General features: G+C 69.9%; 13 protein-coding genes. 5 read left to right on the top strand and 8 right to left on the bottom strand.

Annotated features, from left to right (window positions below):
- The first annotated feature begins 48 nt into the window (after nucleotides 1-48).
- Entirely contained in the window at nucleotides 49-1,071 is a 1,023-nt protein-coding gene (locus ABD340_RS04730) for a LacI family DNA-binding transcriptional regulator (protein ID WP_344587200.1), read from the top strand.
- Between the two features lie 876 nt (nucleotides 1,072-1,947).
- Here the strand turns inward: ABD340_RS04730 and ABD340_RS04725 are convergent.
- Nucleotides 1,948-2,607 carry an LOG family protein gene (locus ABD340_RS04725; protein ID WP_344587199.1) on the bottom strand — a complete coding sequence of 220 codons (660 nt, stop codon included), beginning with the start codon at nucleotides 2,605-2,607 and terminating at the stop codon, nucleotides 1,948-1,950.
- Nucleotides 2,608-3,017: 410 nt separating this feature from the next.
- On the opposite strand from ABD340_RS04725, the gene ABD340_RS04720 reads away from it, so the two are divergent.
- Entirely contained in the window at nucleotides 3,018-3,584 is a 567-nt protein-coding gene (locus ABD340_RS04720) for an NUDIX hydrolase (protein ID WP_344587198.1), read from the top strand.
- A gap of 715 nt (nucleotides 3,585-4,299) precedes the next feature.
- Here the strand turns inward: ABD340_RS04720 and ABD340_RS04715 are convergent.
- Nucleotides 4,300-4,839, bottom strand: a complete 540-nt coding sequence (locus tag ABD340_RS04715; RefSeq protein WP_344587197.1) for a hypothetical protein — start codon at nucleotides 4,837-4,839, stop codon at nucleotides 4,300-4,302.
- Between the two features lie 256 nt (nucleotides 4,840-5,095).
- On the opposite strand from ABD340_RS04715, the gene ABD340_RS04710 reads away from it, so the two are divergent.
- A complete protein-coding gene (locus ABD340_RS04710; RefSeq protein WP_344587196.1) occupies nucleotides 5,096-5,605 on the top strand; it encodes a hypothetical protein in 510 nt (169 codons plus the stop codon).
- A 46-nt stretch (nucleotides 5,606-5,651) separates the two neighbouring features.
- On the opposite strand, the gene ABD340_RS04705 is transcribed toward ABD340_RS04710, so the two are convergent.
- The 3 genes from ABD340_RS04705 to ABD340_RS04695 form a co-directional block, all read right to left on the bottom strand.
- Entirely contained in the window at nucleotides 5,652-6,536 is an 885-nt protein-coding gene (locus tag ABD340_RS04705) for a glycoside hydrolase family 16 protein (RefSeq protein ID WP_344587195.1), read from the bottom strand.
- A gap of 157 nt (nucleotides 6,537-6,693) precedes the next feature.
- On the bottom strand, nucleotides 6,694-7,368 hold the full coding sequence (locus tag ABD340_RS04700; RefSeq protein ID WP_344587194.1) for a response regulator: 675 nt from the start codon (nucleotides 7,366-7,368) through the stop codon (nucleotides 6,694-6,696).
- The gene (locus ABD340_RS04695) at nucleotides 7,365-8,609 is read right to left on the bottom strand and encodes a sensor histidine kinase (protein WP_344587193.1); all 1,245 of its coding nucleotides are present in this window, start codon (nucleotides 8,607-8,609) and stop codon (nucleotides 7,365-7,367) included. The genes ABD340_RS04700 and ABD340_RS04695 overlap by 4 nt, the downstream gene beginning before the upstream one ends.
- A 100-nt stretch (nucleotides 8,610-8,709) precedes the next feature.
- Here ABD340_RS04695 and ABD340_RS04690 point away from each other — a divergent pair, with 100 nt between their 5' ends.
- Complete coding sequence (locus tag ABD340_RS04690; RefSeq protein WP_344587192.1) at nucleotides 8,710-9,828, top strand: RICIN domain-containing protein; 1,119 nt, start codon at nucleotides 8,710-8,712, stop codon at nucleotides 9,826-9,828.
- 214 nt (nucleotides 9,829-10,042) lie between these two features.
- Here ABD340_RS04690 and ABD340_RS04685 read toward each other — a convergent pair whose 3' ends face one another.
- Genes ABD340_RS04685 through ABD340_RS04675 form a run of 3 tightly spaced genes read right to left on the bottom strand, consistent with a single transcriptional unit; the run spans nucleotide 10,043 to nucleotide 12,698 of the window.
- A complete protein-coding gene (locus tag ABD340_RS04685; RefSeq protein WP_344587191.1) occupies nucleotides 10,043-10,951 on the bottom strand; it encodes an LLM class flavin-dependent oxidoreductase in 909 nt (302 codons plus the stop codon).
- Entirely contained in the window at nucleotides 10,948-11,904 is a 957-nt protein-coding gene (locus tag ABD340_RS04680; protein WP_344587190.1) for a phosphotransferase family protein, read from the bottom strand. Before ABD340_RS04680 ends, ABD340_RS04685 begins: the two co-directional genes overlap by 4 nt.
- Complete coding sequence (locus ABD340_RS04675) at nucleotides 11,901-12,698, bottom strand: SDR family oxidoreductase (RefSeq protein WP_344587189.1); 798 nt, start codon at nucleotides 12,696-12,698, stop codon at nucleotides 11,901-11,903. Before ABD340_RS04675 ends, ABD340_RS04680 begins: the two co-directional genes overlap by 4 nt.
- Nucleotides 12,699-12,759: 61 nt before the next feature.
- Here ABD340_RS04675 and ABD340_RS04670 point away from each other — a divergent pair, with 61 nt between their 5' ends.
- Nucleotides 12,760-13,518 carry a FadR/GntR family transcriptional regulator gene (locus tag ABD340_RS04670; RefSeq protein ID WP_344587188.1) on the top strand — a complete coding sequence of 253 codons (759 nt, stop codon included), beginning with the start codon at nucleotides 12,760-12,762 and terminating at the stop codon, nucleotides 13,516-13,518.
- Nucleotides 13,519-13,523: the final 5 nt, after the last annotated feature.

Genomic DNA, 13,523 nt, shown 5'->3' with positions numbered 1-13,523 from the left:
GCCGCACCGACCAGGCCGGAGACCAGCTTGGTCAAGTAGGGTTGGACCGTGTCGGTGTCACCCACGATCCATGATGTGGCCGCGGCGGCCGGAGTCTCGATCACGACCGTGTCCCACGTCCTGAGCGGGCAGGGGAGGATCTCCGAGAGCACCCGCAAGCGGGTGGCCCAGGCGGCGGCCGGCCTCGGCTACCAGGCCAACATCCACGCCCAGCAGCTGGTGACCCGGCGCAGCCGCATCCTGGCGATCCAGATCGCCAACTCCGTCGAGGCGACCACGGGAGCGGCCCTCGTCCCGAACTCCGACTACTTCCTCGAAGTGCTGAACGGCGCCGCCGAGGCGGCGTTGGAAGGGTCCTACGCGCTCCTTCTGACGCCGCCCGACGCCGATCTCGACAGCCTCAACGCGTTCGCGGTGGACGGCGCGATCGTCGTCGACCCCCGCGGCGACGAGCCGTTCTTCGCCACCGGATGGGCGCGCGACCACCCCCTGGTGACGACGGGCCGGCCGATCAGCGTGCGCCGCGACGTGCCCGTCACCGTCGACAACGACCTGGAGGCCGCGGCCGGGCTGATGCTGGCGCATCTGGAGCGCAACGGCTACCGGCGGCCCGCGGTGATCACCACGGACACCTCCCGCTCCTACACCCACGACCTCGTCGCCGGGTACACAGGCTGGGCAAAGGAGCGAGGCATCGAACCCCTGGTCGTCGAGCTGGACGAGCCGCCCACCATCGAGGGCTCGGCGCACGCGCTCGGCGTCCTGCTCGACCGGCCGGAACCGCCGGACGCGATCTTCACGACTTCGGAGAACCTCGCGCTCGGCGTCCTGCACGAGGCGCAGGCACGCGGGCTGCGGGTGCCGGAGTCCCTCGGCATCTGCAGCGCTGTCGACAGCGGCTCGCTCCAGCTGACCTCCCCCCAGGTCACCGGCATGTTCGTGCATCCGCGCGAGGTGGGCCGCCGAGCGGCCGTCGCCCTCATGGGGCTCATCGAGAACGGCGAGACCGCGGAGCGGGCGATCCAGATCCCGGTGAAGCTCAACGAGCGCGCCTCCACCACCCGCGCCTGAGGGCAGATTCCTCGCGTGGGTCATGGAGGCGACCGGCGAACGGTCCCGACGTCGGCGCCAACCGGGCGTTCGGGGTCGCCGGGCTCCCGCCGTGCGTCCCGGCCGGGCCGCCGCGGTCAGGGGACGCGGAGGCAACGTTGATCCGGGACCGCAAGGACCCCCTGGGCCGCGCCTGGCCGCGACTCGGCGTGGGTGGGCCGTCCTACCGGGTCGGATCAAGGGGCGGCGCCCTCGGCCTCTGCTGCAGATACTGGCCAGATGCCGCGGGCGGTGATTTGGCTGTCAACGGCGCCTCAATCGTGCCCCCCTGAGGGCGGGCGCGTTGAACCCGCCCGTCTCCCCAGGGGGTCATTCTTCAGCCGCCGCCGACAATTTGGCTACGGGGCGGCTAGAGCGCGTCGACGCACGCCCTGGCATGGCTGCGTTCGCGCCGCGCGAGCGGGTGGTCGACATACCCATCGTCAATGGACGCTGCACCGTCAGGGGATGTCGAATCGGTTGGTGATCGATAGGGCGCAGCGGCCGGGGCGGTGGGGGTTGGTGGTGCAGCCGTGTGTCTGGGGTCCGGTAGGGGGTACCACAAGCATCGGTGCGCCGCCAGCGGCTACCCGCCACACGGCCAACTCACTATTAGCCGTACATTCGCGGTAGCCATACCTCCAAGGCCATCGCCCCAACCAGGGCTCGCAACACGGTGGTCATACCAATGGCCTGGCGTCGGCAGCACCACCACCGGCGGTGAGCCGTGGGCACAGGGTCAGCCATGCTCGCGCTCCGGCACCGGCTCTGCTCAACGGAGAACTCCCGGCCAGGCTGCTGAATGCAGCCCGGCCGGGAGTCTTGTCGCTCAGGCCCCGACCATCGGGTGGGGCCCTTCTACACGCCGCTCAGGATGCGGCGACCGCCGTTGGCGATCGCGTCGACCGCCGCTTCGGCGTCGTCGACGACCTGGAGCATGTTGAGGTCCTTGAGGTCGATGTAGCCCGCCTCCAGAACGGTGTTCTTGAGCCAGTCCTTCAGGCCGTCCCAGTACTCGCCGCCGACCAGCACGATCGGCCACGCGCCGGTCTTCATGCACTGGACGAGGGTGGCGACCTCGAACAGCTCGTCGAGCGTCCCCAGGCCTCCCGGCAGGACCACGAAGCCCTGGCTGTGCTTGACGAGCATCATCTTGCGGGCGAAGAAGTACCGGAACGTCATCTCGATGTTGACGTACTGATTGATCTTCTGCTCCCACTCCAGCGTGATGCCCAGCCCCACCGACTTCCCGCCGGCGAGGCGGCAGCCCCGGTTGGCCGCCTCCATTGCTCCGGGCCCGCCGCCGGTGATCACGGCGTAGCCCGCCTCGTGCCCGAGCCGACCGACCTCGACGCCGGCCTTGTAGTGCGGGGACCCCTCCGGGGTCCGGGCACTACCGAAGACGGTGAACGCCTTCGGGAGCCCGTGGAGCAGCTTGAAGCCCTCCGCGAACTCGGCCTGAATCGCTGCCAGTCGTGCACTGTCCCTCTCGGGGGAGAGATTCAGTTCCGCGGTCATGGTTTTCCTCTCTGTTGCCGGACGACGCCCATGGCGTCGCGTGGCACCTGCGTCTCAGGTGCCACGCGAGACCGTCCGGCGACGGCAGCCACTTGCAACCACCGTTGAAGCCGAGGAAACCCATGGGCGACCGGGCGGCTGATCGCAGCCGCTCCAGACCGTGCAAAGCCCCGGGACCGCAGATCCCACGAAGTCGGCGCAGGGATCACAAACATGGCGGTGTGCAGATCCGACTCATTACGAGTTCGTGAACAGAATGGAAATTCTGGCGTACGGCTGGTGGGGTCGCCTCAGATCTTTCTGCCGCTCTACTCCCAGGTTGCCGTAGCTCATCCGCTCCGGACGGTAGTTGCTGCGGTCCATGGCCGCACAGCAGACGCAAAACGAAGCCAAGACAGGAGTTGGTCGGAATGAGCAACGCCACCATCAGTCGGCAGAGGTGTGACGGGTTGTGCGTCACAATCCTGCCGGTCGACGAGAATGAGAACCTGTGGCTCGGCGTCAGCCCCAAGACAGGCGGGCTCTACTGCCCCGCCGGGCATTTCGACAGGTTCAAGGAATCCGTCAATGCTGCCAGGGCTGAACTCCGGGAGGAGATGGGCTTCAGGGCCCGCAGTCTGGAGAAGCTGAACGAAAGGATGCTCGTGACGCGGAACACCTGCGGGCGCCCGTACAGCTTCAGGGAGCGTGGACACCACTGGCACCTGTACCGGGCCCGGGTCCAAGGGGAGCCGGTTCTCGAAGGCAAGGCCTTCGAGACCGCCTACCTGCTCGCTCCCAAGAAGGTGCGGTCTCTCGGGTACCGGACGCTGGAGTCCCTCCACGAAACATCGGGAAGGACGCGTCGACTGGGCCGGAAAGGCACGTTCATCGACCCGATGTGGCTGCCCTTCCTCTCGGTGGCCGGCCTCATCGACCTGAGCAAGGAAGGCCGCAAACTGGTCAACCTGGCGATCAAGAACTGGGAGAAAGCGTAACGATCTCTCAGGGCACGACATCCGGGCGGGCCAGACGCACGTGCCGGGCCGACCTCAGCAAGACAGGCGCATGATCTCGCTGGACGACGTGGAATGAATTCACGTCGTTGATCGCGTGGAGTGCGCGGTCACATGGTCTGCCACGCCGGCGGCGGAGAGGCCTCCGCACGGACCCGGGGCCGCCCAACGGGCGGATTCCGATCCAATGAACTCCCGGGTGGGCAGCGTTCAGCTGCCACCCGGGAGTTTCTCATGATGCCGGGTTCACTCATGGAGCCGCGCTCCGATTGTGATCCGGCAGGGGTCGGGCCCGCTCTCACCTTCAGCAGGGAATGGGCCGACCAGCGGTTCCGGCACCGCGACCCGGGACGAGCCGATCCGGTACGCGCTCACCCGCGAACCCACCACGGCCCCCTGGTCGTACACCGGCTACCTGGCGAGGCGGTCACGGGCGCGCGGAGCCGGCGCGACGAGGTCGGTCCGTCCGCTGGACCTGCGACACTCGTACCGCCCGCACCCTCGCGGCTACATCGACGTGACCGAGCAGGACACCGGCTGCCTGGGCAATGGTGTCCGAGGTCAGCCGGTTCTGCGCCGCGCTGCTGCGCATGGTCCGACCGAGGGCCACCCCCGGGCTTCGGAGGTGGCCCATGCGCTCAGTGATCGTTGGGGGAGTCGCCCCCGCGTTCACTCCCCACGAGTCGGCGAGCGGCTGTCAGGCCTTGCGGCCCTTGGTCAGCCGGTAGTCGAGCGTCCAGAACTTCTTGGCGGTGCCCGTGGTCATGCGCAGCGGCCGGCCGTTCGGAACACACCGCCCCAGGGCCTCGTCGATATGGCCGTCATCTTCGTAGATGTCGAACTTGTACAGCTTGTAGACCGCACCCGCGCGCAGCGTGTAGTGGGCCTTCTTCTTCAGGCTCGCGGTATGGGCGAGTTCGGTGGCTTCGGTCTTGGTCACGTCGAAGCCGACCGCGGCGCTGATGTCCCTATGTGTGAAGCCGAACGTGGCGCTGACGCTGTTGCTGATCTGGACTATCTTCCTGATCTCCAGCGTGCTGTCCGGACCCCAGCCCGACACGCGCCAGGCGCCCTCGTTCGGCCAGGTCTTCTGGGTTCCGACGAACCTGCCGTTCTTCACGAACCGCTCCGCCTTGCAGGGAAGGCCGGCGGCCTTGGTGTTCGAAACGCGGCCCGCCGCCTGCTGCCCGCCCGAACCCGGCAGGACCGCCAGTCCGACCGCCGCGGCGGTGCCCACGACTCCGGATGCGGCGACGACCGCTACCTTCCGGTTCATTGCCCTCCGCCTTTCTGTGTTCCATGTTGCACCCAATGGCCAGAAGGATAGAAATGGCGGAGAATCCGCGGCCAGGGCCGAAGGGCCCTAGGGGTTGCGAAGGGGGCCCCAATGCCGCCATCGGACGAGGCCAGATGGCCATTCTGGAATCCATTGCGAGAATTTGATATGGCACGGTATGATCATCCGGCTGATCCGGGTTCCAGGGAGGCGTTCGATGGCTCATCGGAAAACAGCCGGCCTTCTCCTCATCGGAATGCTGGCCGCCACGTCCTGCGGCGGGTCGAAGGACGGCGAGGTCTACACGCAGCCGTCCTTGAGACGGCCCGCGCCGACGACCACGCCGCCGGGGACGGCCCAGTCGGATCCGGGAGCCGCGCCTGGTCTTCCGGGGGCGCGCGCCGCGCTGAAGGGGTTCCTCCAGGGGCAGGCCGCGGGCGACAGTTCGGTGTGCCGGTATGTAGTGAAGGACAGCGACTTCGTGAACAGCCCGGCTCTGAAGGGCGACTGCCGCAAGGGTGTGAAGAACACCCCGCATTTCCTCAGGCCGAAGGAAAGGCAGGCGCTCGGCCAGGTCATGGTCACCGGCGGCAAGATCACCGACGGCGAGGCCGTCCTGCCGTTCTCGGGACTGCGTTGGACCGACGGGCACCTGACGGAGTCGTCGCTGCAATCGAAGTTCGTGCTGCGCCGCGACGCCGAGGGAATGTGGCAGATCATTCGCTGAGGCACCGGTGAACGCGGCCTCCCGGAGGCCGCGTTCACCGGGTCGTTCAGGCGCCGTACATCCGGATCCAGTCGACTTCGAGGACCGCTGCCCTGCGGCGGATGCCGGGCGCGCTCTTCCCCGCCAGCTCGGGCATCCAGTCGAGCTGGATCGCCTGGCCCATCGGACCTGGCGGCCGCACGTCCCGCCTGGAGGTGTGGAACCAGCGGCGGCCGTCCACGTACCCGTTGATCTCCTTCTCGGTCCACTCGACCGCGAACGAGTGCCAGGTGGTGAGGTCGACCTCCACTCGGTCGGAGATGCGGCCCGAGTTGCCTTCCCGCCCCTTCTGCGTCGACCCTTCCCGCTGGTCGTAGTGGAGGAAGAAGTTCGCGCCCTTCCGGAGACCGTTGTCGCCGTAGGTCTCCATGTAGTCGATCTCGCCGCCACCGCCCTCAGGCGCGGTGCCGCCCCCGCCGCCGACGGGCCACAGCAGCATGTTGGCGTTGTAGCAGGCGCAGGAGCGGTTGATCCTCAGCCGTGCCTCCCAGCGGCCCAGCATCCGGCTGCCGCGGCGCCAGCCGAGCCCGCCGGTGGTCCCGTCGGTCCTGCCGGTGATTCGCAGCGCCCCGTCGCGAACGGTCACCGCGCTCGGACTGCGCCGCCCCTTCCCGGCGTGTCCAGCGCCGTCGTAAACCTCCCAGGCCTTCGTGTCGAGGGTGCCGTTGAACTCGTCTGCCGCCAGGGGACGCCCCCACCCGTGGCGCTGCGCCGCGGTCGGCTTGCCGGGCTTCTTGGTTTTGCCGGGGGCCGGCAGCCGCTGGGCGTCGGTCCTCGCGCCGGCGTAACCGACGTCGGCCGAGCTCTCGTGCAGGGCGGCGAACGCCGAGACTCCGACGGTCACCGCGGTGACCGCCACCACGACGGCCCGTCTTCGGAAAGAAAAAGGCACGCTACAACCTCCGAACCGAACGAATTGCGCCGGCCGCGGACTCCGGCCGTTCCGCACTCGACTAATTCGGCGAAAATCTACTCGGGGCGCGCACCGGGGCCCTAGGGCCCTAGAGCCCTGGGAACGGGACGGGGGGACCTCAATTCGACGGAGCCGGTCAGCCCCGCGGCGGCATTCCGAGCCAGGTCACGATGGCTGTGGAACGGTTGGGGGCGCCGAGTTTGGCATAGAGCCGGTTGATGTAATTCTTGACGGTCTTCTCGGTGAGAAATAGTTTGGCCGCGATCGTCGAGTTCGGATGTCCCTGCGCGATGAGGTCCATGACCTCGGCCTCGCGTTCCGAGAGCCCGAAGCGTTTCCGCTGTTCGGCCGGGTCGACCGCGGCCGGCGCGGTGGCCCGGTCCGTCCGAGCGGCGTCGATCAGGGCCGCCGACGCCGCCTGGGAAAGGGGGTGAGCCCGTTGCCGGACGGTCTCCACGACCGCCGCGGCCAGTTCCCCGGGGGTGAAGGTGTTGTGCACCAGATAGCCCACCGCCCCGTTCCGGACGGCCGCCAGCACCACCTCGGGGTCATCGACCTGGGTGAGCATGATGACCCGGCCGATCTCGCTCAGCACGGCCGCGGCGGCGATTCCGTCGACGTTCGGCATGCGGACGTCCAGCAGGATCACGTCCGGGACCAGTTCCCGCGCCAGCTCCACGGCCCGGCGGCCGTCGCCCGCCTCCCCCACGACCTCGATCTCCTCGCTCGCCTCGAGCGCCAGCGTGAGCCCGGAGCGGATGAACGGATTGTCGTCCACCACCAGCACCCGGCACGGTGCGTCCACGTTCATCGGCTCCTCCGGTCCATCGGCACGGCGGTCCTGGTCGCGCGGGGGAACCGGACGGTGATGCCGGTGCCGCCGCCCGGGGTCGAGTCCACGGTGAGCTCTCCTCCCGCCCGCCGGGCTCGTTCGTGCATGCCGAGGAGGCCGTAGTGGCCGTCGTCGGCGAGCGCGTCCAGCCAGCCGTTCCGGCCGGGGCGTCCGGGGAGGCCGAGGCCGTCGTCCCGGACGACCACCCGCAGGCCGTCCGGACCGTCGGTCACGGCGACCTCCACGGCCGAGGCCCCGGCGTGCCTGTGGACGTTCTCCAGCGCCTCCTTGATGATCGCCACGGTCTCGTGCCGGGGGTGCAGCGGCAGGTCGGCACCGTTCTGGACTCGGTCGTGCACCCGGACGCCGGTCGTCCGGCCCCACTCCGCGGCCAGTTCGCGGACCACGACGTGGAGAGGGCGCTGCACGGCGTCCGCGCGCAGTTCGCCGATGAGCGAACGCGCCTGCCGGGTGGCGATCTGCGCGGCGGCGGCGATGCGCTGGGCCTCCTTCTCCGCTCGGTCCGGCGACTTCCGCACGAACGCGGGGAGGCTGGTCGCCGTCAGCGCGATGCCGGACAGCGTTCCGGTCAGCGAGTCGTGCATCTCCCGGGCCAGGCGGGAACGTTCGTCGGCGGCCATGGCCAGCGCCTCCGAGCGCCAGAGCGCTTCCTCGGCCGCGGCCTGCTCGTCGAACAGCCGCCGGATCACGGCCCCGACCAGGGCGCCTATCCCGTAGAACGCGGGCATCGCGAGCAGCAGCGGGAGGGCGGCGCTGCTCCGTATGTCGTCCGCACCGCCCTGGAAGAGCGCGACGTAGTACAGAACGGCCTGCTGAAGGCAGAGCACCGCGGTCGTCGGCCAACGGTAGAGCAGACCCGCCAGACCGGCGGCGATCACCGTGACCAGGAAGTACGGGCCGATGATCCCGCCGGCTTCGAGCACCGCGTAGCCGACCAGCACGTCGCAGGCCAGCAGAGCGGGCTGCGCGTACAGCCGCGAGACCACCTGTTCCCAGCCGAGCAGCATCAGCCCGGAGAGAAGCGCGACCAAGGCCAGCACGCCCAGCGCCCAGAAGTTGCCGCGGACCTGGCGGTCGACCAGAACGGTCACCCCCACGACCAGCACCCGCACCTGGATGAGCAGCACGAACGTCGTGCTGATCCGGGATTGGACGGACCTGCGCAAAGACCCGGAGGCGTGGTCGGTGAGGTCGGCCATCGGGGTGCCCCTCCGCGAGTTCGTTCCGTCGGCCCGGAACCGGTCGGCGCGGGTTTCTGCGAAGGAAACCCTAGCCAAATCTTTAGTGGAGGTCGCTACGATGCCCACGATAAACGACATTTCCACTCAAGAAGGGCCGAGAGTGCCGACTCGCAGGGCCGTCCCGCAGCCGGACGACGTCCGCACCCCCGCCGAGTTCGTCGCCCTGATGCGGCAGCTTCAGCACTGGTCCGGACTGAGCCTTGAGGAGCTTGAGGCCCGGACGGCGAACATCCACGCGCTCCCTCCGGACGGGCTCGCCGGAATGCTGGACGGCGGCACTCTTCCAAGTCCTGACCTGGTGTCGGCGTTCATCAGCGCCTGCGGATGCGTGCCCGAGATTCAGGCCGAATGGCTGCGTGTGCATACGAGGGTCGCCTCACCGTCACCGGATTCCGAGCCCCGCCCACCGGCGAAGCCTGCCGCCGCCTCGGAGCCGACCGTGCCCCCGCCGCCGGACAAGACGCAACCAGAGGAGCAGGCGAAACGGCGCCGCCCCCGGCATCGGAAGTCCTCCGCAAAGCGAACGCGCCGTTCACTCTCCCCGCTGGTGGCCGCGCCGGCGTTCATCACCGTGGCGGTCATCGGGGTGGCCATGTTCACCGCGCTCGACGACGACTCCGGCAAGAACGAGAACAAGCACAGCGGCGAACTGTCCGCCTCCGCCCCGCCGACCACCGGCTGGTACTTCGTCCAACCCGAAACCGCCGTGTCTGCCGGGAACTGCCTGACGATCCTTCCCGACGACCAGTTCGCGCCGACGCTTTCCCAGGACAAGTGCGACGACGAGGACCGACTGCAGCGCATCCGGCTTGAAACCCATTCCAACGGCACCTATGTCGTCCAGGCCCGTACGAACAAAGACCAGCTTTGGTGCCTCACGCTAGACACCCCCAACGACGGCGCCCGCCTGCACCTGAGCGTCTGCGACAGCGGAAACAAGTGGCAACGCTTCAACCTGGAGAGAACCAAGCCACAGGCCCAAACCACAGCACAGCAGGGGACGTCCCAGCCGACGCCCCTCTACAACCTGCAGTCCGCCCAGACCCGTCGGAACGAAATGTGCGTGGGCATCGATTCCTCGCACCCGGGCACCATCCACGCAGTGCACACGACCTGCACCAAGACGACGATCTGGGGCTACACATTCGTGCCGACCATGGCCCCCGCAGGAACCTAGGGCCTGTCTCGGGGTAACCCCAGGTACCGCGCGAGCGCGCTACCTGGCCGGCGAGGTGACGCCGGAGGCGAGCCTCACCGGCCAGATCGCGAAGCGATGTCGCGCTCGCCAAGGCCCGGTTAGGGGCGAGCCGCTAGGCGAGCGCCGTAGGCCGGGACTTTGAAACACAGCCTAGGGCCTGTCTCGGGGTAACCCCAGGTACCGCGCGAGCGCGCTACCTGGCCGGTGAGGCGATGCCGCTCCTGAGTTCAGGTAGCACTTGGGCTGCGAACCGTTCGATTCGGGTGTGCGTCTCGGCGGCGGCGCCGTCGAGACGCACGTTCAGCGCGGTCGCCCCGCTTTCGCGGAGGTCGGCGGCGAGGGTGTCGGCCCATTCTTCGGGCGGGCCCGAGACGATCGCAGCGGGCTCGGCCGCCAGCCACGAACCGGACCCGCGGCTGCGCCAGCGCTCCACCATGCCGTCGACGGAACCGACCCGGCGGATCAGCACCAGCGGCCCGCCGCCGCCCGCGTCGCGGTGCGCCTGGACGAGCGGCGCGAGATCCGCGGCGGGCGTCAGCGACATGAGCAGCAGGCCCGCGCCCGCCTCGGCGGCACGGCGGGCGCCGACCTGCCCCGCCACCCCGGTGACGATGGGCAAACCCGACGGCGCGCACTGGGCCACGGCGGGATCGTCCCGCAGTCCGTTCTCGCCCCGCAGGGCGGCGGTGACCTCGGCGAGCGCCGTCCAATGCCGGCTTCGCCGGGTGGCGAAGTCCGCCGCCGCCACGGCGAAGTCCCGCTCCTGATAGCCCGGGACGAATCCGGCCCCGACGCGTCCCGGGTGCGCGGCGGCGAGCCAGGCCAGTTCCTCGGCCACGAGAGCCGGTGGCCGCAGCGGCAGGATCGTGGGGCACGGGATCGCCCAGCCTGCGGGGAGATGCTCCAGCAGCAGCGCGCTCAGCAGCATGGGCGTCGGCGGGTACCCGGGGAACCCGCCGTGGTGCTCGCTGAGCGTCACGCCGTCGAAGCCCGCGTCGATCGCGAGCCGCGCGGTGCGCTTGAGTTGGGCGACCGCGTCCCGCGCGTATCCCGGCGGCAGCGACAGGCCGAGCGACACCGACCCCGCATTCAACGGGCTCATCGTTTCAGCATTTCGGCGCCCGACTCGACGAGCCGCGCGATCGTCGGCGGGAGGCGTTCCTGGTACGGGTCCACATGGCGGCCCGCACGGTGGCGGTGGAGGTTGTGCGCCATGATGGCGGCCATCTTGAAGCGGCCGAACGCCTCGTACCAGGCGAGGTCGTCCGGCACGTCGCCGCCGGCCTGGCGGTAGGCCTCGACGAGTTCGTCCGCGCTGGGCAGGCCATCGACCGGGCGGCCCACCCCGGGGAAGGCCGAGGCGTCGCAGAAGACAAGGAACCAGCCCAGGTCGACCCCGGGCCGGCTCAGCCCCCAGATCTCCCAGTCGATGAGGCCGGTCGGCTCGGCCCCGTCGAAGACGAGGTTGCCCAGCCGGAAGTCACCGTGCACCAGCACCGGCGGGCCGTCCACGGCCGGTACCGACGCGGCCAGCGACTCGGCCAGGCGATCGATGCCGGGCGCCATCCCGGCCGACTTCGCCGTGCCGGACCAGCGGCCGACCTCGTCGGCCAGGTCAGAGATCGGCTCGCGGAGGGGCGCGGTATCGAACCGGTGCAGCGCGGCGAGGATCCCGGCGGACCGCAAAGCTCGTTCCCGCACGATGTCCGGCGGCGGCCGGTCGTCGTCGTCGAGGATGGGCTCGGTGACGGAACCGCGGCTGCGTTCCATCACGAAGCAGACCTCCTCGCCATTGACTCGGGCCAGCACCCGCGGGGAGGGCACGCCGGGCACCGTGGCCAGTAGGTCGAGGGCGTCGGCCTGGCGCAGGACGTCGTGCCTGCCGGTGGCGGGACGGCCGGGGGGCTTGGCCTTGACCACGATCTCCCGCGTCACGCCGTCGCGGGTGAGCCGGCCCGCCAGTGTGACTCCGGACCGTCCGCCGGCCATCGGGGTCAGCTCGGAGAGCTCCGCGTCGCCGATCTCGGCGCGGATCGCGTCGGCCAGGCGGGTCATGCGAACACCCCGATCAGGTCCGCGGGCTCGCCGCCGACCTGCATGCGGCCGCCGTCGACGCAGAGGGTCGCGCCCGTGATCCAGTCCGCGCGGGCGCTGAGCAGGAAGCAGGCCGCCTCCGCGATGTCCGCCGGCTCGCCGAGCCGTTGGAGCGGTACGAGCTGTTGCTCGGCGAGCCCGCGCTGCCCCTCCCACAGCACGCGTGCCATGTCGGTGCGGACGAGTCCCGGCGCGACCGCGTTGACCCGGATGCCTCGCGGCCCCAGTTCCCTGGCCAGGGTCGCGGTGAGCATTTCCAGGGCCGCCTTGCTCGCCGTGTAGGGGCCGGCCACCGGGTGGACGCGATGGGCCCCGGTGGTGGTGATGTTGACCACGGCGCCGGGTCCCATGCCCGCCTCCGCCGCGGCCTGGACCAGCGCGAGCGCGGGCCAGGTGTTGGCCAGCATCGTCTTCTCGAACGCGGCCCGGCCGGCCTTGAGCAGGGGGCCGTAGTGCGCGCTGGTGCCGGCGTTGTTGATCAGCGCGTCCGGGACGCCGAATTCCGCGACGGCCGTGTCGACCAGCCGCCGCGGGACGTCCTCGTCGAATACGCTGCCGGGAACGCCGGCGGCGCGGGCTCCGGAAGCGCGGAGCTCAGCGGCGGCGCGCTCGACCGCGTCCGCGTCGCGGCCGTTGACGACGACGGCGGCGCCTCCGGCGGCGAGCCGCACGGCGATCGCGTGGCCGATCCCCCGCGTTCCTCCGGTCACGATGGCGACCCGCCCGTCGAACTCCCCGGTGGGTGTGGTGGTCACGTAGTTCCCCAATTTATCGGTATAGTTGCAACAAATAGCGACGACGGATGGATGAGAAACGGTGAGCAAGGCAGGCGAACCGCTCCTCCGGCACGAGCCGCGCCGTACGGAGAAGACCTCCGAGCGCATCGCGCGCCGCATCCTGCGCGACATCGGCGAGCGTCGGCTCGCCCCCGGCACGTTCCTGGAGTCCGAGGCCGTGATGGCCGAGGCGTTCGGGGTCGGGCGCGCGTCGGTGCGCGAGGCGCTGCGCATCCTGGAGATCAACGGGCTGGTCACCATCAAGACCGGCCCCGGCGGCGGTCCGGTGGTGGCCACCCCGAGCACCAGCGACTACGGGCAGATGACCACCCTGCACCTGCAGGCGATGGGCACCACCTACCGGGAGCTGCTGCAGGCGCGGGTCAACGTCGAGTCGCTCCTCGCCGGGCTCGCCGCCGCGCGTCCCGGCCCCGAGGCCGGGCGGCTCGTCACCGCCGCCCTCGAAGCCGGCCAGCTCAACTCGCAGAGCGACGACACGACCTACGCCAACTCCCACTCGGAGTTCCACGCCGCCGTGTCGCAGGCGGCGGGCGACCCGGTGCTGGCGCTGTCGGCCAACGCGTTCCGCCACATCTGGTCGGTCCGGGTCACCGCCGTGCTGTTCCCGCCCGACCAGCGCCCGAGCATCGCCGCCGCCCACGACACGGTCGCCCGCGCGATCGTCGCGCACGACCGGCGCGAGGCGGAATGGCTCATGCGCCAGCACATGGAGTTCTACCAGCAGTACTGCGAGCTGCGGTATCCGGCCAGGCTGGACGACATCGTCGACTGGGGCTGAGCGGC

It is taken from the genome of Actinomadura vinacea (genome assembly GCF_039532545.1).
GTDB lineage: Bacteria > Actinomycetota > Actinomycetes > Streptosporangiales > Streptosporangiaceae > Spirillospora > Spirillospora vinacea.
Note: the sequence above shows the minus strand (reverse complement) of the source record. Positions and strands in the feature narration are given on the sequence as shown.